This is a genomic window from Mongoliitalea sp. (genome assembly GCF_054166905.1).
The window spans coordinates 1-23,522 of the sequence record NZ_JBSZCK010000038.1 but is presented as its reverse complement, the minus strand read 5'-3'; the positions used below and the strand labels follow the sequence as shown (position 1 = coordinate 23,522).

23 protein-coding genes are annotated in these 23,522 nt (G+C 40.2%); 17 read left to right on the top strand and 6 right to left on the bottom strand.

Translation table 11 applies throughout. The annotated features are described in order from the left end of the window. Positions 1 to 112: 112 nt before the first annotated feature. Positions 113 to 979 carry a hypothetical protein gene (locus ACXIUD_RS14030; protein WP_458053275.1) on the bottom strand — a complete coding sequence of 289 codons (867 nt, stop codon included), beginning with the start codon at positions 977 to 979 and terminating at the stop codon, positions 113 to 115. Between the two features lie 156 nt (positions 980 to 1,135). On the opposite strand from ACXIUD_RS14030, the gene ACXIUD_RS14025 reads away from it, so the two are divergent. From ACXIUD_RS14025 to ACXIUD_RS14005, 5 genes are all read left to right on the top strand, one after another. Next, on the top strand, positions 1,136 to 1,753 hold the full coding sequence (locus tag ACXIUD_RS14025) for a hypothetical protein (RefSeq protein WP_458053274.1): 618 nt from the start codon (positions 1,136 to 1,138) through the stop codon (positions 1,751 to 1,753). Further along, a complete protein-coding gene (locus ACXIUD_RS14020; RefSeq protein WP_458053273.1) occupies positions 1,743 to 2,045 on the top strand; it encodes a winged helix-turn-helix domain-containing protein in 303 nt (100 codons plus the stop codon). Before ACXIUD_RS14025 ends, ACXIUD_RS14020 begins: the two co-directional genes overlap by 11 nt. 44 nt (positions 2,046 to 2,089) lie before the next feature. Continuing rightward, positions 2,090 to 3,331, top strand: coding sequence for a hypothetical protein (locus ACXIUD_RS14015; RefSeq protein ID WP_458053272.1), 1,242 nt, complete (start codon positions 2,090 to 2,092; stop codon positions 3,329 to 3,331). Positions 3,332 to 3,344: 13 nt separating this feature from the next. Continuing rightward, positions 3,345 to 4,013 (top strand): hypothetical protein, encoded by a 669-nt coding sequence (locus ACXIUD_RS14010; protein WP_458053271.1) that lies wholly within the window; start codon positions 3,345 to 3,347, stop codon positions 4,011 to 4,013. A gap of 221 nt (positions 4,014 to 4,234) precedes the next feature. After that, positions 4,235 to 6,454: a S41 family peptidase gene (locus ACXIUD_RS14005; RefSeq protein WP_458053270.1), complete on the top strand. Its 2,220-nt coding sequence runs from the start codon at positions 4,235 to 4,237 to the stop codon at positions 6,452 to 6,454. A 168-nt stretch (positions 6,455 to 6,622) separates the two neighbouring features. Here the strand turns inward: ACXIUD_RS14005 and ACXIUD_RS14000 are convergent, their stop codons facing one another. Both ACXIUD_RS14000 and ACXIUD_RS13995 read right to left on the bottom strand, forming a co-directional pair. Beyond that, positions 6,623 to 6,880, bottom strand: coding sequence for a Txe/YoeB family addiction module toxin (locus ACXIUD_RS14000; protein WP_014771086.1), 258 nt, complete (start codon positions 6,878 to 6,880; stop codon positions 6,623 to 6,625). Continuing rightward, positions 6,877 to 7,134, bottom strand: a complete 258-nt coding sequence (locus ACXIUD_RS13995) for a type II toxin-antitoxin system Phd/YefM family antitoxin (RefSeq protein WP_458053269.1) — start codon at positions 7,132 to 7,134, stop codon at positions 6,877 to 6,879. The genes ACXIUD_RS14000 and ACXIUD_RS13995 overlap by 4 nt, the downstream gene beginning before the upstream one ends. A gap of 145 nt (positions 7,135 to 7,279) precedes the next feature. Between ACXIUD_RS13995 and ACXIUD_RS13990 the strand changes: the two genes are divergently transcribed. The 4 genes from ACXIUD_RS13990 (at position 7,280) to ACXIUD_RS13975 (ending at position 12,884) form a co-directional block, all read left to right on the top strand. Beyond that, positions 7,280 to 8,965, top strand: coding sequence for a hypothetical protein (locus ACXIUD_RS13990; RefSeq protein WP_458053268.1), 1,686 nt, complete (start codon positions 7,280 to 7,282; stop codon positions 8,963 to 8,965). 66 nt (positions 8,966 to 9,031) lie between these two features. Beyond that, positions 9,032 to 10,864: an ABC transporter ATP-binding protein gene (locus tag ACXIUD_RS13985; RefSeq protein WP_458053267.1), complete on the top strand. Its 1,833-nt coding sequence runs from the start codon at positions 9,032 to 9,034 to the stop codon at positions 10,862 to 10,864. Positions 10,865 to 10,900: 36 nt separating this feature from the next. Next, positions 10,901 to 11,266, top strand: a complete 366-nt coding sequence (locus ACXIUD_RS13980; RefSeq protein WP_458053266.1) for a hypothetical protein — start codon at positions 10,901 to 10,903, stop codon at positions 11,264 to 11,266. 79 nt (positions 11,267 to 11,345) lie between these two features. Continuing rightward, the gene (locus tag ACXIUD_RS13975; protein WP_458053265.1) at positions 11,346 to 12,884 is read left to right on the top strand and encodes a YifB family Mg chelatase-like AAA ATPase; all 1,539 of its coding nucleotides are present in this window, start codon (positions 11,346 to 11,348) and stop codon (positions 12,882 to 12,884) included. A gap of 195 nt (positions 12,885 to 13,079) precedes the next feature. On the opposite strand, the gene ACXIUD_RS13970 is transcribed toward ACXIUD_RS13975, so the two are convergent. After that, positions 13,080 to 14,180 (bottom strand): trans-sulfuration enzyme family protein, encoded by a 1,101-nt coding sequence (locus ACXIUD_RS13970; RefSeq protein ID WP_458053264.1) that lies wholly within the window; start codon positions 14,178 to 14,180, stop codon positions 13,080 to 13,082. A 68-nt stretch (positions 14,181 to 14,248) separates the two neighbouring features. After that, the gene (locus tag ACXIUD_RS13965) at positions 14,249 to 14,728 is read right to left on the bottom strand and encodes a DUF4293 domain-containing protein (protein WP_458053263.1); all 480 of its coding nucleotides are present in this window, start codon (positions 14,726 to 14,728) and stop codon (positions 14,249 to 14,251) included. Positions 14,729 to 14,807: 79 nt separating this feature from the next. Here ACXIUD_RS13965 and truA point away from each other — a divergent pair, with 79 nt between their 5' ends. The 8 genes from truA to ACXIUD_RS13925 all read left to right on the top strand — a co-directional run bounded on the left by truA (position 14,808) and on the right by ACXIUD_RS13925 (position 22,254). After that, the gene (gene truA / locus ACXIUD_RS13960) at positions 14,808 to 15,590 is read left to right on the top strand and encodes a tRNA pseudouridine(38-40) synthase TruA (protein ID WP_458053262.1); all 783 of its coding nucleotides are present in this window, start codon (positions 14,808 to 14,810) and stop codon (positions 15,588 to 15,590) included. Between the two features lie 12 nt (positions 15,591 to 15,602). Beyond that, a complete protein-coding gene (locus tag ACXIUD_RS13955; protein WP_458053261.1) occupies positions 15,603 to 17,375 on the top strand; it encodes an ABC transporter ATP-binding protein in 1,773 nt (590 codons plus the stop codon). A gap of 59 nt (positions 17,376 to 17,434) precedes the next feature. After that, positions 17,435 to 18,016 carry a hypothetical protein gene (locus ACXIUD_RS13950; protein ID WP_458053260.1) on the top strand — a complete coding sequence of 194 codons (582 nt, stop codon included), beginning with the start codon at positions 17,435 to 17,437 and terminating at the stop codon, positions 18,014 to 18,016. A gap of 5 nt (positions 18,017 to 18,021) precedes the next feature. Then, the gene (locus ACXIUD_RS13945; protein WP_458053259.1) at positions 18,022 to 18,534 is read left to right on the top strand and encodes a hypothetical protein; all 513 of its coding nucleotides are present in this window, start codon (positions 18,022 to 18,024) and stop codon (positions 18,532 to 18,534) included. 98 nt (positions 18,535 to 18,632) lie between these two features. Beyond that, positions 18,633 to 19,178: a hypothetical protein gene (locus ACXIUD_RS13940; RefSeq protein ID WP_458053258.1), complete on the top strand. Its 546-nt coding sequence runs from the start codon at positions 18,633 to 18,635 to the stop codon at positions 19,176 to 19,178. Between the two features lie 98 nt (positions 19,179 to 19,276). Then, positions 19,277 to 20,299: a uroporphyrinogen decarboxylase gene (gene hemE / locus ACXIUD_RS13935; protein WP_458053257.1), complete on the top strand. Its 1,023-nt coding sequence runs from the start codon at positions 19,277 to 19,279 to the stop codon at positions 20,297 to 20,299. A 306-nt stretch (positions 20,300 to 20,605) separates the two neighbouring features. Next, positions 20,606 to 21,343, top strand: coding sequence for a DUF6733 family protein (locus ACXIUD_RS13930; protein WP_458053256.1), 738 nt, complete (start codon positions 20,606 to 20,608; stop codon positions 21,341 to 21,343). Between the two features lie 173 nt (positions 21,344 to 21,516). Further along, positions 21,517 to 22,254 (top strand): DUF6733 family protein, encoded by a 738-nt coding sequence (locus ACXIUD_RS13925; protein ID WP_458053255.1) that lies wholly within the window; start codon positions 21,517 to 21,519, stop codon positions 22,252 to 22,254. 196 nt (positions 22,255 to 22,450) lie between these two features. On the opposite strand, the gene ACXIUD_RS13920 is transcribed toward ACXIUD_RS13925, so the two are convergent. Beyond that, entirely contained in the window at positions 22,451 to 23,248 is a 798-nt protein-coding gene (locus tag ACXIUD_RS13920) for an MOSC domain-containing protein (protein ID WP_458053254.1), read from the bottom strand. Positions 23,249 to 23,522 lie beyond the last annotated feature (274 nt).

Here is a 23,522-nt window from a genome sequence, read left to right as displayed (position 1 = left end):
ATTGCTATTTTCCTTAATCACTCGTTAGAAATGAGGCACAAAGATATTGCTTTTTTGAAAGCATCCCAAAAAAGAAACAAAATTATTTGAGATTCATTGGCAAACTTATCAATCAATCTCTAAAGTTAAAGGAATTCAGGGCTACACGCGTGGAATTTCTCGCTTTTCTATGGTTGATGTTAGCTATTTGAAAACTCGTTACATCAACTATAAAAATTGGCAACAAGAGTGAATTAGGAGCAGACGATTGAAATTGAGGTATGATTACAAAAGATATAAAAGCTAAAGTTCCAATGTTGGAAATCATATCAAATGTTCTTGCCCGCTTAAAATACTTATCTGCTGGCTTAAGATCCAAATCCAACTCCGTATTTAAAGAGCGTATAGTTGCAAACTGAGATTCTGACAAAGGGACGGCCCCGTCAAAATAGCTCATTTTAGGCCCAAAAAAACCTCGTTGATTTCGCATGGTCAGATAGGGTTGTGAAAAATACCCAGAGCGTAAGTTGAAATTATAGGCATCAATAGCCTCTTCAGTCTTGCGAAATCCATTATTCCGGACAGCATTCCCTCCAACTACAAGACCAAGGCCCACTAAAGATCCGATAAAGTAGTTTCTCAAAGCAGTCTGATTACCCCCTAAAGCACTTGTTAACATCCCAACCGAAGAAACAAACACAACCACTGGGGCAGTATAAGACATGATGCGGCCTCCTTGAAATGAATTGAGACCATTTACAAATTGAGTATCTTTCAAATCAGTTTGATTCATCAATGCCCTCACCTCTCCTGCTGAGACTCTTTTTCCATCAATCAAATAATATACCCCTCCCCAATTACCCTCCTGTAATATCACAGTGGGGAAATCATCGGAATTCCTATCAGAAAAATAACTAGTATCCTGACCCTCTACATCGTGATTGATGATAAAAAAAGCTGCCAAAAACAAAGAAATTCTTTGAAAGAGAACATTACCCATAATTTCGATAAGTTAAACCAAGACCAAAGATTTAAAAAGAATACACCGAAAGCAACGAAGAAAATAAAATTAAGTTCTTTTAACAGCAAAATTTTTATCAAAAAATTGAATACAACCAAAAATTCTATTTTACTTTGCATTACAAAGTACTTTTATATGAAAAACCCGCACCAAGATCTTGAAGAAATCAAATCCATGATGGATAGAAGTAAGCGCTTTCTTTCCCTGAGTGGTATTGCTGGCATTCCTGTTGGTTTCATAGCCTTAGCAGGAGTTACCGCCATCAATGTATTCATCAACGATTCTTGGTTCAACTGGAGATTTCCAGTGACAGTCAGTTTTAATCAGGCAGAAATCATCACGATCCTTATCATCTCATTTTTGACGTTTTCGTTAGCGCTGGGCATTACGTGGTATTTGAGCCAACGGAAAAGTGTACAATCCAAAAAGGGGAATTTATATTCGCCAGCCTCTAAAAAATTCCTTCAGAGTTTAGGTTTTCCTATGCTTATTGGCGCATTGGTATGTGGTATTCTGGCCTGGAACAAGGATTACTCCTTCATTTTTGGAATGAGTTTACTGTTTTATGGGCTGGGGATGTATCAAGCTTCCGAACACTCCTTTAAAGAATTGAAATTTTTGGGTATAGGTTGCCTGATGCTCGGGCTTATCGCTCTTGTAGAGCCAAGCCTCAGCCTTTTGCTTTGGGCAGGTGGTTTTGGAGTTCTCCACATCCTTTATGGTATTTTGATGCATGTGAAGTATGACAAATAAACCGGCTGGTATATACGACAGGGCATTTGAAAATGTCATACGATTACGCATCATGTCTGTACTCATGGTCAATGAAAGCTATGATTTCAATTCCTTCAAAGATCTATTGGAAGTCACAGACGGGAATCTAGCCACCCATCTTCGCTACTTGGAAAAACATGCATACATAGCAGTAAAAAAATCCTTTGTAGGCAGAAAACCTTTGACAACTTACAGTGCTACCGAACATGGACAGGATGCCTTTCGAAAGCACTTGGACTACCTCGAATACTTGATCAATCTCAATAAATAAAAAAATTTATCCATTCACTTTGAAAACCAAAGTACTTTCCAATTATGAAAAACGAAATCCTTTCTAACATAAGCCAGCCTGCTTTTTTGGAACAACTCTATCGCCAAAACCCTTCAGCATTTAAAGCCTCCTTCTTATCGTGCTACGAAGAAATTCAGGATTCCCCTGCTGCAAGCTTCTGGTATGAGCGCTTGCAAACAGAACAAGATTCCATTTCCTGGGGGAATAGTCAAGAACGATGGTTTTTAGTAGTCGGGGCTATTCTTGCTGGAATCTACATGAAGCTACCTGCAATTTTATCGATGGAAACTGATAGCTTTTATGCAAGAAATGCAGGATTTTTAGCCTTTGGCGTTTTGATAGCATTTTTCTCATGGAAAAATCAAGTGACCCAAAAAACAAAATTGTTGATAGCAGCAATTGGTCTATTGTCGCTCTTGCATATCAATTGGTGGCCTTTATATACAGAAAGCGACACATTCATTCTGGCCTGCATACACTTGCCCTTCCTGATGTGGGGATTGTTTGGACTTAGCTACCAAGGCCACGAGCCTTTTAACCTATCCAAGCGCTTAGGCTTTATCCGGTTGAATGCAGAAATACTCATCTTAATCACTGTCATGGTACTTTCTGGAGGTATTATCACAGCAATGACCATTGGTCTTTTTGAACTGATTGGCATACAGATCGGAGCATTCTTTACTGAAAATATTGTGCTTTTTATCCTCCCTTCCATCCCCGTCATCGCAGGATTTATTTTAGTCAACAATCCCACGCTGATTAATCGGGTGTCTCCTATCATTGCCAAACTCTTTAGTCCTTTGGTACTAGTAATTTTGGTCACTTATCTCGTATCGATGATTTTTTCCAACAAAAGCATTTATACAGATCGTGAATTTTTATTGCTTTTCAATCTTCTGCTCATCGGAGTGATGGCCTTGATCGTGTTTTCGGTGAGTGAAACTTCCAAAACTGAACATAAGAAAATACAAACATTGATCCTGTTTGCCCTAGCGTCGATCACTATTCTAATCAATAGCATTGCTTTACATGCCATTTCGATCCGCATTGTAGAGTTTGGCTGGTCGCCCAATCGTATTGCCGTACTGGGAAGCAATATCCTGATGCTTGTGCATCTTTTACTGGTGACCAAAAGCCTGTGGTTTGCCTTTTGGGATGCGACAAGGGCACCCAATGTGGGCTTAGTCTTGGTAAAGTATCTTCCAGTATATCTACTTTGGATAGCTTTTGTGGTGTTTGCCTTGCCATTCTTCTTTGGCTTTTAATTAATTTACGGGAATGAATGGAATTCTTAGCATGTCCCTTCTTCTGCTACTACTAACCTCCGCATATGCCCAGGTAAACCCATCAGAAAAACCTGATGAATTTTTACCAAAGAGCTTCGTGGTGGTGGAAGAATTGAGGGGAGACTTAACCAAAGATCACTTGGAGGATGTGGTGTATATCATCCAAGGGACCGACGAAAAGCTATTTGTAGAAGATGAGTCCCGTGGAACCCTCAATCATAACCCAAGAGGAATCGTCATCCGAATTCAAAAAAAAGGCACTTACGAGTTGGCCTTAGAAAATTATACTTGCTTTCCGTCTGACAATGAAGATGGGGGTGTCTATTATGCACCGGATTTATCTTTTAAGATAGCAAAAGGCAATTTATATGTGATTTTCGACCACGGGAGATATGGATCTTCAAAGTACACCTTCAGATACCAACATTCGGACTTCGAACTCATCGGTTATGATCAAAGCGACAACTTCGGTCCTGTGGTAGCCCGGGAAATTAGTATCAATTTTATGACACGAAAAAAACTGGAAAGAGAGAACACCTTTGAAAATAAAGAAGGAGAGGATGAGATCTTCAAGGAAACATGGAAAACCATCAAAGTCGATCGGTTGATCAAGCTATCCGAAATCAAGGATTTTAGAGAGCTTGATTTGGAGAGATTTTAATATTCCCATTTCCTTGTAAATGAAAAATGAGGTTCACTTCATTCAATAAAACACTTCTAAACTCATACCCCCATGACCCTTTTTAAACTATTTATCAAGCTGTTAAGAAAGGTTAAATTAAGACTTTGGTTTGTAAATAATAAAAAATGTGGTAATCTTTCTCAGCCTTTTCGGGTACCTCTAGGATGGTCTGATTTTCATTATTACTTACTTTGCTACATATGAAGAATTCGATATACCTACTTTTTTTATTTTTTTTGGTAGTCCTTGTTGGCTGTAAAAAGGAAAATAAAAGATCAGATTTCAACCTTGACTTCGAAAATATTGAAAAAGGATTACCTGTTGGTTGGAGTACTTTTGGAGGCAACGACTATTTAGTTGGTGTTGACTCATTAATCAATTATCATGGCAAATTCTCCGCTTTCATAGAGTTCGATGGGGATAACCCTGACTTCAAAGCATTAGAATTCAAACTCCCCGACAATTATACAGGTGAAAAGATTACCCTCACTGGGTTTATAAAAACAGAAAATGTAGCAGATGGATTTGCTGGGCTTTGGATGAGAATTGACCCCGGAATTGCTTTTGAAAACATGAATTCTCGTGGATTAAAAGGAACCAACGACTGGGCAAAATATGAAATCACATTAGATATGAATCCTGCAAACACCAAGCAAATTGTTTTTGGTGGTTTATTAGCAGGAAAAGGCAAAATGTGGATTGATAAATTGGCTCTTACAATAGACGGTAAAAATGTTGAAGAAATCCTGCCAATTGAAAAAAAGGAATATTTAGCTCCTTTGGATAAAGCGTTTGACAAGGGTTCATCCATTGTGATTTCTGAACTCAACTCAGAAACCATTGAAAACCTTGAATTACTGGGAAAGATTTGGGGATTTTTGAAATATCATCATCCTAAAATTGCTGATGGCGCATACAATTGGGACTATGAATTGTTTAGATTTTTACCAGATTATCTTTATGAAAGCAACCACACAAAAAGAGATAAGCTATTGATAAAATGGATTGATTCTTTGGGAAAAGTCCGCAAATGTAATAAATGCTTACCTTCCAAAATAGACTCCCCTCTCAAACCGGACTTAAGATGGATAGACAACCAAAGTACATTGCTTAAGGATAAACTTGATCATATCTACAAGAATAGGTCCCAGGGGAATCATTACTACATAGAAATGGCCTTGGGTGTTGGGAACCCAATATTTACCAACGAAAATTCCTATTCCAATATGCTTTATCCAGACGATGGATTTAGATTATTGTCTTTGTTTAGATATTGGAATATGATAAATTATTTTTTCCCATATAAACATCTCATTGACGATGGATGGGACTCTATATTGAAAGAATACCTACCGATATTTATTGATGCCAAAAATGAATTAGACTACCAACTTGCAGTGCTTCAACTAATCAGTGAAATCCAAGATTCCCATGCTTCACTCAGCGGAGCTCATACAATTGATGAATGGAAAGGGAAATATTACGCGCCATTTCAAGTAAGATTCATAGAAGATAAACTGACCATCACTGACTTTTACAATCCACAAATAAAATCAGCGATGACATCGAAGCTTGAAGTGGGTGATATTCTTTCAAAGATTAACGGGAAAACTATTGAATCGATTATTGAAGAAAAGTCAGGATATTATCCTGAATCAAATCTTCCAAGAAAATTACTTAAGATTTCATCAGACATCTTACGTTCGAATTCATCAGAAATTGAAATTGAATACATCAAAAAAAATGGAGCAACAAAAACAGAGAAACTACAACTCCATGCTTTCAGTGACTTAAAAACAATTGAATGGGCAAGAAATAAAACTCCAAAATCACACAAGTGGTTTGACAAAAACATTGGCTATATTAACCTTCAAACACTTAGAAATGATGAGATTCCCTCAGTCATAGAAACATTTGAGAAAAGTAGGGGCATTATCATCGATATTCGAAATTATCCAGCAGATTTTGTTCCTTTTAGTTTGGGAGGTTTTTTTATCTCCTCTCCTACTGAGTTTGTCAAATTCACCAATGGAACTGTTGAAAACCCTGGCGAATTTATCTTCACTGAACCATTGCTACTTCAGCCCATTGAAAAAACTTATTCAGGCAAAGTGATTGTTTTAGTAAATGAAGAATCTCTCAGCTTATCTGAATATACCGCTATGGCTTTAAGGGCAGGCCAAAATACAACCATCATTGGTAGCAATACTGCTGGCGCTGATGGAAATATCTCTCAAATACCGCTTCCTGGCGGACTATTTACACTGATTTCCGGAATAGGTGTTTATTACCCTGATGGCACGGAGACTCAACGAATAGGCATCATTCCCGACATAAAAATAAAACCTTCAATCAAAGGAATAAGAGAGGGCAGAGATGAAATACTAGAAAAAGCGATTGAGATTATAAATAAGGAATAGTTCACCAATTATACTGAGAAAATTGAAATTGTCTCCTCTTCATATTCATTTAACTCCCTAATCTATTTTCCCAACGACCACATAGAATTTGTGCTTTTTGAGTTTTAACCAACTAAAAAATCTTGAAAAATTACACCACATTTCAAATCCAAGGTTTAAAATTTCCATCTAGTCATAATGAAATCTGCATTTAGCGATTAATATTTCTCCTTCTCGATATTGGTAAATGAGCCGATGTTCACTATCGATCCGTCTTGACCAAAATCCTGCATATTTATGTTTCAAAGGCTCAGGTTTTCCAAGTCCATCAAAAGGATTTCGAGCAATATCTTTTAAAAGTTCATTGATCTTCTTGAGTTTATTCTTGTCCGTCTTTTGCCAGTACAAATAATCCTCCCAAGACTCATCGACAAAAATATACTTCATTTATCTTTAATTAAGTCATTACTGAAAGTTTCTCCTTTTTTCAATTTTTCAATCGCAGCATCTAACCTTAATTCATTCTTTCGAGATGATAATTCGTGATTAGTAGCCATAAGTGAATTGTACTCTTCCAGTGACATGACTACAATCCCTGAATCTTTACCTCGGTTTATAATCAAAGTTTCAAAGTTCTTGGCAACTCTATCCAAGTAAGTTTTCATATCCTTTCGGAAATCTGAGACAGTCGTTATTTGCATGACTATGTATTTTATTTGGTACAAAATTATGTACATAATTTAATTCAGACAACCTTTCCCCTTACTATTTCAATCCGTCAAACAATTCATTATCCATAATTTCCCCATTCTTTTCTTAGCTTTACCAACAGAGAGCGTTGCATTCATGAAAAAAAAATCATTGCTTGTTTGGGCACTTGTCCTCCTTACCAACATACAGGTCTTAGGCCAAGGGGCTTACATTCCCTTTAATAGAGATTACTACCATCTAGTAGAGCGCTATGAACTCTTAGAAGGACCCAACAACCCTATTTTTCACACAGGCTTTAAGCCTTATCGGAGAGACCATGTAGGAATTTACTTGGACTCTCTCATCCAATCCGCAACAATCCAAAGTGCTGCCGACCGATTCAATCTCGCATACCTTACCAATGACAACTGGGAATTTGTCACTCAAGAGGTAGCCGATTCCAAGCAACCTATCTTGAAACAATTCTATCGCAAACCCGCTGATTTCTATCACTATCGAGACGAGGTTTTTGATATTCATGTCAACCCCGTGATTCATCTAGCCGCTGGAAGAGAACCTGGTTTTGAAAATTTCCGCTTACGCAATAGTCGAGGCTTGGAATTCAGAGGAAGTATTGACCGCAAAATCGCTTTCTATGCACACATGACCACCAATCAGGTAATCTTTCCTTCTTGGGTCAAAGACTATGTAGAACATAGCGGAGCAATCCCCGGCGAAGGTTTCTGGAAACGATTCAATCAGGAAGGGTACGGCTACTTCTCCGCCATGGGACACATCAGTTTTGATGTCAGCAAACATATCCAAGCTCAAATCGGACACGATCGTAATTTTGTGGGCGAAGGATTTCGATCGATGATTTTATCCGATTTTTCCAATCCATATATGTTTGTGAAGTTCAACACCAACATTTGGAAACTGAACTTAACCAATGTCTGGGGACAGATGACCGCAGATGTTACTTACGACTTTGCTGGAAGACCCACCGATGACCGCTATCCACAAAAATGGTTTGCCATGCACCGCCTAGGGGCCAATATAGGCAAGCGATTGAATATTGGGATTTTTGAATCCGTCATGATGAACCAATTCAGTGTGAATTATCTCAATCCTATCATCTTCTACCGATGGGTAGAGCATCAACTCGGAACTCCTGACAAAATCATGCTAGGTACAGATGCCAAGTGGAATTTTGCCAAAGGCATGCAGCTTTACGGGCAATTTGCGCTAGATGAATTTGTTTTTGGTGAATTTTTCGGAATTGATGGGCGACAGTCCTCCCGAAACAAATATGGATTACAAGCAGGTTATAAATACATCAATGTACTCAAGGTCAATAATTTGGATTTACAGTTGGAATACAACCAAGCAAGACCCTACACCTATCAGGAAAAATTTGATTTCCAATCCTTCACCAACTTCCGAACCCCTTTGACCCATCCGCTGGGAGCTAACTTTAGAGAAGCCATTGGGATTGTTCGTTACCAGCCTATCCCGAGGCTTCAAACAAATTTTACGGGGATGTATCAGTTTTTCGGAGATGACCCCAGCCCGGAGGTTAATTTCGGAAGAGACCCTTTAAAAAATCGCTTGAATGCCAATACCGGCTTGGGTCTCTTTGGACACCGCATCGGGCAAGGGATAGAAAATCAAGTAGTCATGGCGCAGTTTACAGCTTCTTACATGTGGAAGCAGAACATCTTCTTGGATTTCAGCCATACCTACCGGAGACAGACAGCACAGGATTTGGACTCCCCTGCCAGGACCAATTTCACCAATCTCGCCCTTCGGATCAACATGGTACGGAAAGACTACTTGTTCTAGTGCTGGAGAAGGAGTTTAAGCTCCCCAAAAATGTGTAACTTGCGGGCTTAACTCCCAATCATTGGCATGAATACTTATCTCAGGATTTTATCCTACGCTAAGCCTTACAGAAGATATTTTCCTATTTACATCCTCTATACCTTGCTCGCCATTGTATTTGGCTTGCTGAACTTCACACTTCTTAAGCCACTCTTTGATGTGATTTTTGAACAAGTGGAGCCAACTTCCATGGAGCGGTTTATGAATAAGCCTGATTTCAGTCTTTCCTTGGATTACTTCATCCATTTATTCAATTACCACTTTTTACAGACTGCTGAAATCTATGGTAAATTCGGCACTTTGGTGTACGTCTGTATCATCATTGTAATTTCAGTATTTCTTTCAAACCTATTCACTTATTTGTCTGGTGTGGTGTTGGCTGAAGTACGAGCAGAAGTCATCAAGAAAATGCGAATGGGTATTTTCACCCAAGTTACGCAGATGCATATCGGCTTTTTCTCCAACGAACGCAAAGGCGACTTGATGTCCAAAATCACCAATGACATCCAAGAGGTGGAAAATATGATTGTACAGTCTTTGAAAGTAGTATTCAAAGAACCCGCAACCATCATTTTATACTTTGCAGTGCTCTTTATGATGTCCGTGAAATTGACCATTTTCACCATCCTAGTCATCCCGATTTCAGGAGCAATCATTGGAGGTATTACCAAAAGACTGCGTAAAAAAGCCATCGAAAGCCAGGAATCTTTGGGTAGAATTGTCAATATCCTCGATGAAACCATCGGAGGAATGCGCGTCATCAAGGCATTTGGAGCACAAAAATACATTCAAAGTAAGTTTGATAAGGAGACCAGTTTCTATTCTGATGTGAATGTTTCCATGGCGAAGAAAAACGAACTAGCCTCTCCTATTTCACAGTTTTTGGGCGTATCTGTAGTCGCAGGTATTTTGGTGTACGGGGGAAGTTTGGTTTTATCCAATACTTCCGAACTCAATGCTTCCGATTTTATCACCTATATCATCATCTTCACTCAAGTATTAAACCCTGCTAAGGAAATCTCCAAAGCAGCGTCCAGCATTCAGCGAGGACTTGCTTCAGCGGTGCGGATTTTCGAAGTGGTAGACACCCCAAGCGCTATCCAAAATAGCAAAAGTCCACAAGCAATTACTGACTTCAAAGAATCCGTAAAATTCCAACAAGTCAGCTTCAAATACGAAAAAGAAGAGGTGCTTTCCGATATTAATTTCACCTTAAGCAAAGGGAAAACCATTGCGCTCGTCGGTCCTTCCGGTGGGGGGAAATCTACCATTGCGGATTTGGTACCACGATTCTATGACCCAAGCAATGGAACAATCACCCTAGACGGTGTTCCCTTGCAGGAAATTGACATTGAGCATCTAAGAAAACTGATGGGTATTGTCACGCAAGAATCTATTTTGTTCAATGACACGGTATTCAACAATATTGCTTTTGGTCTAGAGGGAATCTCCCAAGAAAAAGTCATTGAAGCAGCACAAATTGCCAATGCACATGAATTTATCGTCCAATTGGAGCATGGCTACGATACCAATATAGGTGAACGGGGCAGCAAACTCTCTGGTGGTCAACGCCAACGTCTGAGCATTGCTCGTGCAGTCTTAAAGAACCCACCTATTCTAATTTTGGATGAGGCTACATCAGCTTTGGACTCCAACTCAGAAAAATTGGTTCAGGAGGCTTTAACAAAGCTTATGGCCAATCGAACCACCTTGGTAATTGCCCATCGATTGAGTACCATTCAACATGCAGATGAGATCTTAGTGATCCAACAAGGGAAAATAGTACAGCGAGGCACTCATGAGTCCCTCTCTCAAGAAGAGGGGCTCTATCAGCAACTTTCGAATATCCAATCAGTTTAGTAACTTACGGATTAGAAACACCCAAACAATTGCTTTATGAAACAATTCAATAAAATTATGCACCTACTGACTGCCTTATTGTTAGGCGTAAGTTTGGTATTTTTCCTAAGTTCTAATACCACGAAAGGCCTTTTAGGAATTGAGGAATTATCCAGTGGATTGGTAGTCAACTTTATACTGTTTATAAGTATCTTGTTTTTGGGTGCATGGGGCACATCGGTACTCGTACAGAACTCTACCGAAAGTGAACTATCCAAAAAAGAAGCTGAAAAAAATGAGTTGAAGGCTAAGCTATACGATTTGGAACAAGGCGTAAAATTGAAAAACATTGAACGCAAACTGGAGGAAAAAGAAGGGGACAAAGAAAATACAGGAATAAAACCCCGACAAAATTTCAAATAAACTATAAAAATAAATCGTATTTGATTAATTTTAGGGGAATCCGAAGGGATTCCTTTTTTTATTCACAAACACTGAAACTATGGTCGCAAAAACTTTTGGAAGTGCTGTATCAGGTGTAGATGCCAAATTGATCACCATTGAGGTGAATGTAGGGCAGGGAACAGGTTTTTTTATGGTAGGACTGCCGGACAGTGCTGTCAAAGAAAGTCAGCAGCGGGTAGAGTCCGCCTTGAAGTATTTCGGATATAGGATGCCCCGTCAAAAGATGGTAGTCAATTTGGCTCCTGCGGATATACGAAAGGAAGGATCTTCTTACGATTTACCCATTGCTTTGGGGATATTGAAAGCCTCTGAACAAGTTACTTTCTCCGAATTGGAACAATATGTCATCATGGGCGAGCTTTCCTTAGATGGGATTTTGAGACCAGTAAAAGGTGTCCTCCCGATTGCCATTGAAGCAAGAAAAAGAGGATTTAAAGGATTTATTCTACCAGAAGAAAACGCTTCAGAAGCTTCCATCGTGAATAATTTGGATATCATTGGGGTACAAAATTTACGGGAAGCAATCGACTTTTTGGAGGGCCAATTAAAAATCACTCCGCTAGTTACCGATACCCGAGATATTTTCTACAACTCTTTGGAGAGCTATGAGTTTGACTTTGCGGATGTGCAAGGTCAAGAGAATATCAAGCGGGCGATGGAGATTGCTGCAGCAGGTGGGCACAATGTTATTATGATTGGTCCTCCTGGAGCAGGAAAGACAATGCTTGCCAAGCGATTACCCTCCATATTGCCTCCACTATCCTTACAGGAAGCTCTAGAAACTACCAAGATTCACTCTGTTGCAGGCAAACTGGGGAAACATGCTTCTTTGATTGCGCAGAGGCCCTTTAGAAGTCCTCACCATACGATTAGTGACGTGGCGCTTGTTGGCGGAGGAGGAAATCCACAACCAGGAGAAATATCGCTTTCCCACAACGGCGTGCTGTTTTTGGATGAACTACCCGAGTTTAAGCGCACTGTGTTGGAAGTGATGCGTCAACCTCTAGAAGAGCGAAAAGTCACGATCTCTCGGGCTAAGGTTTCCGTAGATTACCCCGCTAACTTTATGCTGATCGCCAGCATGAATCCATGTCCTTGTGGCTACTACAACCACCCCGAAAAAGAATGTGTTTGTGGACCGGGAATCGTGCAACGCTACCTTAACAAAGTAAGTGGTCCACTCTTGGACCGGATTGATTTACACGTAGAGGTGACACCAGTGAAGTTTGATGAAATGACCTCCACTCGAAAAACTGAGCCTAGCAATATGATTCGTGAGCGAGTGATCAGAGGGAGAGAAATCCAACAAACCCGATTTCAGGACAACCCCGATATTTTCTGTAATGCCATGATGCCTTCACACCTGGTCAAAGAGGTATGTCAAATCAATGAAGCTGGAAAAGTATTGCTGAAGACAGCTATGGAACGCTTGGGTCTATCCGCTAGAGCCTACGATCGGATTCTGAAAGTTTCAAGGACTATTGCAGATTTGGCGGGCTCCGAAGATATCAAAGTGGAACATTTAGCAGAGGCCATTCAGTATAGAAGTTTGGATAGAGAAGGCTGGGCAGGGTGATTTCAACAGATTATTCAACCATACATAAAAAAAACACAGCGGTATATAAAAAAAGTTAAGTAAATTTTTTTAGAATTCATTTTTCTGTATTTATTTGCAAGTAAATAGCTTATGAAAAAAAGTTGCTTGTAGTCACCCTAATATTAACAATCAACCCGATTAAGCAGTAAAAAGGCCCTAAGAGGGCCTTTTTTTTTATTGAAATGCTTGATTCATATCTAGTAATAAGTCGTCCAAAGACTCCAATCCAACAGAAACACGGATCAAATTAGGGGGTGTTAGACTGTCGGGCCCCTCAGAAGCTGCCCTACGTTCGATCAGCGATTCTACCCCACCAAGGCTTGTTGCATTCGTGAAATAATGCAATTTGGATACAAAATTATCCGCTGCAGATGCATCTCCCTTAATCAGGAAGGAAAGCATTCCTCCAAAATCCTTCATTTGATTAGCTGCTATTTGATGACCGACGTGACTGGGTAATCCTGGGTAATAGACTTTCTCAACCATTGGATGAGTGTCTAAATAGGATGCAATTGCTTTCCCATTGGCGGCATGTGCTCTCATGCGATAAGGCAGGGTTTTGATACTTCTACATAAAAAGTAGCAATCAAATGGAGAAGGAACGGCCCCTCCTGTATGTTGGATCATCCTCACTCGTTCCCAAAATGCATCTTTTTGTTTCGTTACCAATGCACCTCCCAAAATATCCGAATGGCCGCCCAAATACTTGGTCGTAGAATGCATGACTATATCCGCACCCAACTTCAATGGATTCTGAAAAATCGGTGTGGCAAAAGTATTGTCGCAGACGACTATGCAGGAATGATTCTTTGCCAAGCGGGTGATGGCCTCGATGGGTGCGATTTTTAACAAAGGATTGGACGGTGTCTCTATCCAGACCAACACAGTCTCTGGGCGGAAAGCTGCTGCAACGGCCTCTACATTACCCATATCCACAAAACTCACCGACAAGACTCCCTTAAAAATATTGACCAATTGATTTCTCAACCCATGGTACATATCATCCGGCGCTATCACATGAGATCCAGGCTCCAACGCTTGAAAGACCGCCATTCCAGCCGCATTCCCAGAGGAAAAAGCTGCTGCATCTTCTCCAAATTCCAACTGAGTGAGCACCTGCTCCAAAGCCATCCTATTGGGATTGTTAGCCCTGGAATAAATCAGCGAATCTTCCTGATGCTGAAAAGTAGTGGATAGCGTGATGGGCATGACCGCCGGTTGGTGGCTATCAGTGACGATATTCCCCGCATGGATCGCAATGGTTTCGATATTCATGATTTCAATATTTTTTTAAAAATAAAAAAAGCCAGCGGTTAAACTGGCTTCTGATATAAACTTTCAAATTAACGGATTCTATCCACTGAGCGAACCAATAGCTCATCTTTTCGAATAAAGCGATTGGCTAAGATGTTCATAATCATCCCGCCTATAATTGCCCAAAAACCTAAGACAAAAGCCCCATTTGCTTGTGGGTTAAATTCTGCATTGAAGGAGTAAGTCGTGTATACCACTAACCCTAACGTCACTGCCATCAACAAGGAATTAATCATGTTGATCAACATTTGTTTGCTACGGTTTTTAAATTGAAGCAAACTGAAAATCGCCATTCCAGCCACTACCAAAGCCAATAAACCTATATAAAACACACTGGTGGATGTCAGTACTTCGTCTGTCTCTATAACTTTGACTGAAAGGCTCCAAGCGTCCATGGATGCCAATTCTGTCTGACCAACATTGACTTGTTGCCAAATAGGAAAAGTGACTACCAAAACCATGGCAACAGCCACTAAAAACAGGAATACTGTTTGAATTCTTTGTATCATGATGCGTGTATAATTTTGACAAAGTAAAAAGGTAAATAGCTCAATCGCAAGGAATGCCAATCTCTTACTGCAAAATTGCTTGGGAATAGTATCTTTGCAGGCAGTTATGGGGGAAATGAATCGATACTTTATTGAATTGGCCTACGATGGCAAAAATTACCATGGATGGCAGATTCAAAACAATGCGTACACGGTGCAGGAGGCTTTGGAAAAAGGACTAAGCACCCTTTTAAAAACACCCATCGGTATCATGGGAAGTGGTAGAACAGATACCGGTGTACACGCAACCCAGCAATTTGCGCATTTCGACAGCCCTGTCACGCTGGAAAAATCTGAATTTCTGAAAAAGATCAATGGGATCCTCCCTCCTGAAATCGCTGTATATGATTTGCATGCAGTAAAGCCGGATGCTCATGCCCGTTTTGATGCCATCTCTCGGAGCTACATTTATAAAATCACATTAACTAAAAGCCCTTTCTTCAAAGATTCTCATTGGTTATTCTACAAGGCTTTGGACATTGAAAAATTGAATGAAGCCTCTGCAATCCTGATGGAGTATACTGATTTTGAATCCTTCAGTAAGGTCCATACGGATGTCAATACTTTTTTATGTCAACTATTTGAGGCCAAGTGGGAACAAAATGGACAGGAATTGTTATTTAACATATCAGCGAACAGGTTTTTGAGAGGAATGGTCCGTGCGATTGTGGGAACCTTGGTAGAAGTCGGTACAGGCAAGCTTAGTACGCAGGATTTCAGAAGAATTATTGAAAGTAAAAATAGAAAAGAAGCGAAGGCAGCCGCACCGGCACAAGGTTTATACCTGTGCAAGGTGAGTTACCCGGAAAGTATCTTCATTTAGACAAGTAACGTTTTGAGCCTCGAAAAAGAGAATGTCAAAAGCGGTGAGATTATAGACACCGAAGTATTAAAGAAACTCTATCGCTTCGTACAACCGTACAAAGTGCAATTTTATTTATTGGTATTCTTGACCATAGGTTTGGCCGTATTGGCGCCTACCCGTCCTTATTTCATACAGGTCGCCATAGACGATTACGTAGCTGTTGGAGACGGGGAAGGTTTAGTGCGTATTATCTATCTTCTGATTTTTTTATTAATTCTACAAGCAATCGTACAGTTTGCCCATACATATCTTTCAGGCTGGATTGGGCAGGTGATCATCAAAGATATCCGGATCAAATTGTACAGGCATTTATTGAAAATGCGTCTGAAGTTTTTTGATAATACTCCAATCGGTCGACTGGTAACCAGAAATATCTCAGATATTGAAACGCTCGCCGATGTTTTTTCGGAAGGGCTGGCAGCTATCATTGGAGATTTGCTTCAATTGATTACCATCCTTGCTGTAATGTTCTATATTGACTGGAGGTTGACGTTGGTTTCTTTATGTACACTACCACTCCTGATTATTTCCACTTATATTTTCAAAGAGAAAATTAAGGTGGCATTCAATGACGTACGGAATGCCGTTTCTAACCTCAATTCCTTTTTGCAGGAGCACATCACCGGGATGAATATCGTACAGATTTTCAATCGGGAGCAACGGGAATATGAAAAATTCAAGGACATCAACCGCGAGCACCGGAAAGCGCATATCAAATCTGTTTTGTACTACTCCATTTACTTCCCGGTAGCAGAAATCATCCAAGCAATCGGTATTGGTTTGGTGGTGTGGTATGGTGCAACAGGCGTATTTGATGCAGATATCAAAGTTGGGGTACTGATTTCCTTTATCATGTACTTGCAACTGTTTTTCAGGCCTATCCGAATGATCGCAGACCGTTACAATACTCTTCAATTAGGTGTAGTGAGTTCTTCCCGAATCTTCAAATTATTGGAAAGCAAAGAACAAATCCCGAATGAGGGCACTCATAAGCCTGCCAAAATCAAGGGGAATATACAGTTGGAGAATGTTTGGTTTGCTTATAATGATGAAGAATGGGTATTGAAAAACATCAATTTCGATGTCAAGCACGGTGAGACAGTAGCCTTAGTAGGTGCTACCGGTGCAGGAAAATCCAGCATCATCAATCTGATTAGCCGATTCTACGAAATCAATAAAGGAAGCATTAAAATTGATAACACCGACATCCGTGAGTTTGAATTGGACACACTTCGCAAACACATTGGGGTGGTCTTACAGGATGTGTTCCTGTTCTCTGATACAATTTATTACAACATCACCCTCGGAAACCCAAATATCTCGAGAGAAGATGTCATGAAAGCCGCTACCTTGGTAGGTGCAAAAAAATTCATTGAGCGATTGCCTGGAGGATTGGATTACAATGTGATGGAGCGAGGAGCCACGCTTTCTGTGGGACAACGCCAGTTAATTTCATTTGTAAGGGCCATGGTCTACAATCCTGAGATTATCATTTTGGATGAGGCTACTTCTTCGGTAGATACCGAGACTGAGGAAATGATCCAAAAAGCTATAGATAAAATGATGAAAGGAAGAACGTCGATTGTAATTGCTCATCGATTGTCGACCATTCAAAAAGCACACAAAATTATTGTGTTGCATCAGGGAGAAATCAAGGAAGTAGGCACACATGAATACCTTCTTCAACAAGGTGGATACTACGCCCAATTGCATCAGATGCAATTAAAATCCATGGCAATTTAAAAACGTGCATTAATTTTGTGCGTTGAAATCAGCAGATTTAAACTAAACCAATATATTTTATGAAAAAGATTCTTTTGTTGGCCTTCTTAATTGTCCCCTTTTTAGGCTTTGCACAAGAGGATGGTGTCGGGTTACGATTAGGTGAGCCTTTGACCATTACCTATAAAAAATTCTTGGATGATCAGTTTGCATTGGAAGCAATGATCGGAAGAGGCAGTCCTAATTCTTCCAATTATTACAGAAGGGCTTTTGACAGAAACCCAGCTACCCCCAATGCATTCTATGCTTCCCATGCGGCATCAAGTGGATTTTCCCTGAGCTTAAGAGGAATGCTTCACGAAGACATTACCGATGATCTAAATATAGGAGAAGGCTATTTACTGGCATACGCAGGTGCAGGTGCACAATTGCGATCCATAGGCGTAAGTTATGCCTATACAGACCCAAGTATCTCAGCGGCCGTGTTCAGAGATGATCGAACCAATATTGATTTCGGTGCAGAAGCATTTGGAGGAGCGGAATACTATTTCAATGATTTGCCTATCAGTGTATTTGCAGAAATCGGTCTTTTCATGGAGGTTTTGGATAGATTTGGACATTTACGACTGCAAGGAGGGATTGGTATCCGATATTTATTCTAATTTCAATGAAAAAAAAGTTACTCATATTTGCTGTGTTATTCCTGATAAGCGTTGGCTTTATCGGATTCTATCAATTAGGAGGGTTCAATCCTGTCAATCTAGAAATACAAACACTTGATCTGACACTTTCTGGTGTGTATTACAGGGGAACACCACAAGACCGCAAATTAGCCAAGGCTTTTAAAGATATCCAAGAAGTTCAAGAGGCAAGCCCAGAAGCCCGGCTGCATACCATTTATTTGATCGAGCCCGCTGGAAAATTGGATACTATGGAAGTTTACATTGGATTGGATACTGAACTACCCGCATTTATTGGGGATTGGGATAGACTTAATTTCGAAGAAAAATCATTTATCGTCGCTACGATTCAGGCCAATCGCTTCGTAATGCCTGGGCCTGAGCGAGTGAAAAAGAAAATTCGGTCCTTCGCAGAAGAAAACGGATTGGATTTAGAAGGGATTTTTATAGATAAAATTATAAGTCCTGACCATGTGGAAGTTATGGCTCCTCTCAAATAACATAGAAAATTTGGTACAGATTTGGAGTGGTAAAATTTTTAAGCAACCAAAACTTGCCCATAGTCGTTTTCATTCATTAACTACCAAAAGCTATCCATATGAGAAAATTATTAGCCATCCTGTTCGTTCTAGGAGGATTCGCAGGAATTCAATCGTGTTCAGGACCTATGGGACCTCCGGGGATTCCAGGGCCACAAGGCCCCCAAGGTGCACCCGGCCAACCAGGAATCAACATCCTATCTGAAGTATTTGAAATTGAAAACGTAAACTTCACTGCTGCCAACGGTTATCGGGAAGTATTTGAGTTTACTCGCCCAATTGAACCTTCCGATAAAATCGCCTCATTTATCCTTTGGCAAGTTGATAACGGAGTAGATATTTGGAGACCGCTACCACAAACCATTTTTCTTCAAAATGGAATCATGATTTATAATTTCGACTTCACTAGGTTCGACTTCAGTTTCTTTTTAGAGGCTAATTTCCCATTGAACCAAGTACCAACGGATTTCTCCAGAAATCAAATTTTCAGAATAGCTATCATTCCAGCAGATTTTGCCAATGCAAGACTTGATTTGACGGATTATCATGCAGTAATGGAATTTCTTGGCAAAACAGAAGAAGATGTTGTCAAATTCCGACAATAATCTTTTGAAAACATCAAAAAAAGAAAAGTCCTGGCAAACCCAGGACTTTTCTTTTCCCGTATAAGCCAAATAATATTTTACTGAACTATCTTTGCAACATGCAATTGAAAAACGACTTATTGATACGAGCAGCCCTCGGTCAACCGGTGGAAAGAACTCCCGTTTGGTTGATGAGACAGGCTGGAAGAATTTTACCTGAATACCGAGCGGTAAGAGAATCTGTCAGTGGATTTATTGAATTGGCACAAACTCCGGAATTGGCGGCTGAAGTCACCATCCAACCGGTGGATATTTTGGGGGTAGATGCTGCCATCATATTTTCAGACATCTTAGTTATTCCAGAGGCCATGGGTTTACCCTACGAAATGGTTGAAAAAAGAGGCCCATTGTTTCCAGAAACAGTTCAATCAGCGAATGATTTAAAGAAGTTACGGATTGCTGATGGGGTAGACGACCTAAGTTATGTTATTGAAGCCATTAAAATCACCAAAAAAGCGTTGAATGGAAGAGTACCATTGATAGGCTTTGCTGGTGCTCCATGGACTATCTTTGCATACATGATAGAAGGTTCTGGCAGTAAGACCTTCTCTAAGGCCCGTGCCATGTTGTACACGCAACCTGAGTTTTCGCACCAACTTCTTCAAATGATCACCGATAGTACCATCAACTATTTGAAAGCACAGATTGAGGCTGGAGCTGATTTGGTACAGTTATTTGATAGCTGGGCGGGTATCCTTCCTCCCAATCATTACGAAGAGTTTTCCTTGAAATACATCGCACAAATCTGTGATGCCATTCAAACAGTCCCAAAAACAGTTTTTGCCAAAGGAGCCTTCTTTGCAAGAGAGGCTATGGGTAAGTTAGACTGCCAAACTATTGGCCTTGATTGGAACATGGGTATTGCCGAATCTCGAGCAATGATTGGCCCAGACAAAACTCTCCAGGGAAATTTGGATCCGGCAGCTTTATATGGTAGCAACCGGGAAGTGGAGGCTGCTACCCGATTGATGCTAGAGCAATTCAAAGGCACGCGCCATATTGCTAACTTAGGACATGGGGTATATCCTGACATCAGCCCTGACAAAGTCAAGGTTTTTATAGAAACTGTGAAAAACTTCTAATACAGAGAGCGCCAAAAGCGCTCTTTTTTATTTTTTATCAATTTTTTATTCGGCGAATTATCGCCCTTCCTCCATAAGATTTTGAACCACAAAAACCCCTCTAAACAAGTATTCAACGGGATTTGTGAGTTATTGCATTATTTACAATAAAACAGGCTTGAAGTTAATTTTTTTACATTCGAAATAATATTTTGTTGCATTTTTGATTTTAGTAGTTAATTTTAACACCAAGAAATCAGAATTATTATCAAAAAATGATTTTTCTGGCTTCTTTTTTAACCAATTTTCACACAACCTATTAAACTTATGAAAAACAAGATTACAAAAATCACGGCTGCGGCCGCACTCACGTTTGTTTGCTATTTGGGAATGAGTTCTCAGCAAGTAATAGCCCAAGAAGAGAGTCGCTTCAATATGGATGTAACCCTCAACTCCGACCAGTTCTTTGGGTTTTACCCTTTCTTCTCTGGTTCTTACAGTCTAACGAGTAGTTTGGATTTCACCTTTTACGGCATCTTATGGTCCGGTGGTACTGGCGGAGGCTGGGGAAACTGGACTGAGTTTGGTGTCGGTGTTGGCTTTGAACCTGCAGAAGGGATCAGTGTCAGCCCACAGATTGGTATTTTAGGAGGTAGCTTACTCTCAAAAGGTGCTGTAGGCGCAGGTATCTTTGGGGATGGTCTTGTACCAAACCTGACAATTGGACTAGATAAAGCCAAAACAGAGGGTGAAATTTATGCAGGCTTTTATGCACCTTTAAGAAATGAAGCTCCTGTAGGTGGAACCACCTTGTCATATCTGCACTATTGGGCAAACTTCGGTATCAAAGCAACCGAATTTTTCTCAGTAGGTGCTCACTTTGAGCATTTGGTAAATACAGGTGGATCAGAGATATCAGAAGCTACGGATGTCTATCAGTGGTTAGGTCCATATGTACAGTTCAGTAACCCCAAAGGAGGTGCTTTTGCACGATTCTCTTTCGGAACTGACTTAGTAGCAGGAAATGACTCTTTCTTCAAGCTGACTACAGGATTTAGCTTCTGATTGAATTATCCAAAAAAGACTCAAAGCCTGTTGATGCAATTCAGCAGGCTTTTTTTTGCCAGTAAAAACAAATAATTGTGTATTGTGTTGATTCAATCATACTTTTGCGTCCCGAAATCTGAATAATTTAAAAAACTACAATCAATTACCCCTTAAACACTTAACTAGACCTAATGAAAAACACATTTACAAAAATCACACTAGCAATATGTCTGGCATTTGTTTGCTACTTTACAACTGCATTTGCCCAAGTATCTGCGCAAGAAGAAGATCGGTTCAGTATGGATGTACAGTTGTTTTCCGACCAATTTTGGGGCTTCTATCCCTATTTCTCTGGAGCATACAAACTTAACAGCAAACTAGACTTTACATTTTATGGAATTCTATGGGCAGGTGGTGAAGGAGCTGCTTGGGGTAATTGGACCGAGTTTGGTGTAGGCGTAGGTTTTGAACCTGCTAAAGGCATTTACGTGAGCCCTCAAATTGGTGTTTTGGGAGGCAGCTTACTTTCCAAAGGGGCTGACGGACCGGGTATTTTGGGAGATGGTATTGTTCCTAATCTCACTGTCACGCTGAAAAAGGCAAAAACTGAAGGAGAAGCCGCAATTTGGTACTACGCTCCCTTAAGAAACGAAGCACCTATGGGAGGCACTACACTTTCTTACCTTCACTATTTAGCCAACTTTGGTTTCAGAGCTTCTGATTTTTTTTCCTTCGGGGCCCATTATGAGAAGCTAATCAACACAGGAGGCTCCAATATTGAGGCTCCGGCAACCGAACTCGAATGGTTGGGACCCTATATTCAATTCAAAAATCCAAAGGGTGGCGCATTTGTACGATTTACCTTTGGGAAAGACTTCTATGAGGGAAATGAATCCTTTTACAGACTGGCAACTGGGTTTAGTTTTTGAAAATACCCCAAATAAAAAAATTAAAGCCTTCTGATATAGCTTCAGAGGGCTTTTTTTTAAGTTAGAAATATGAAGTCAAGAGAGGTAGATTTTTTTCAATTCCAAAAGGAATCTACGCTTCAATAATTAAGGAATCTGTAAACAGGAACATCTGAACTAATCCGTGAACATCTTCTAAATCTGTGTCTAAATAAACCTAAAAGACTACCTCCAAGTCATCTCCCACTCTCACCTTTTCCCCCACAAGCAATAACATATTTTGCCCAAACATGACATTATTATTGAACGTACGATAGGTTGCAAGGGTCTTTAAGGGTTCCTTGCTTTTTTCGGCAGTAGCTTGGTCCACAGTGGTCAAGACACAGCGGGCACAAGGTTTGGTTACTTTGAACCGTGCATCGCCTATGCGAATTTCTTTCCACTGATCCTCGACAAAAGGAGTTCCTCCACTAAACACCAAATTTGGACGGAAGCGATCCATAGGAACTGGTTTCTCGAGCCTGTCATTCAAATCATTCAAAGACTCCTGCCCAATGATCAGGTAAGGCATCCCATCGGCAAAACTGACAGACTCTCCATTCACCGCATATTTCTCCTTCAATTTCCGCTGCGTGCTGAGCGGCATACAAACCAACTCGCAGTCCAATCCTAAGATTTGTTGGAACCAGGCACTCACCTCCTCTTGGACAACTTGTCCCTCCACGGTATCCTCCCAGATTGTCACACGCATGAATCGTTGGGTCAATGGCAGAAAAGGAACAACGATGCGCTGCTCGGGATACTGCTTATGAAACACCATTAGTCCATCCGCTACCAGCTCCACTTGAAGCAATGCCAAGATCGGGTGCGTTCTTTGAGTGATAAACATCCCTTCTCTATCCACCACCATCCATCGTCTATCGTAGCGAAAACCCCGCTCCTCCAAAACCGCCTCCTCCAATCGAATGCCCCCCAAGGACTTGATGGGATAAATATAGATGTCCTGTAATTTCATAGAGTAGCTAATAATCGGATACAAAGGTACAAGATTTCCATAGTTTAATCTTTTCAATCGCAAAGTTTCCTCCCAAATAGAAATTCCTCATCTTTTCCAAAAAAAATTAGTTAATTAGTTTGCAAATAATAATAATAATAATAATAATTTAGTAGCAGGATTTCGAGTGAAGTCTTACTGGCCAGTTTTTTATCATTATCAAAATTTATTTCACATGAAGAAGTTCATTTTCTCAGCTGCTTTGATTGCAGCAATGGCGTATTTTCCTGTTGGA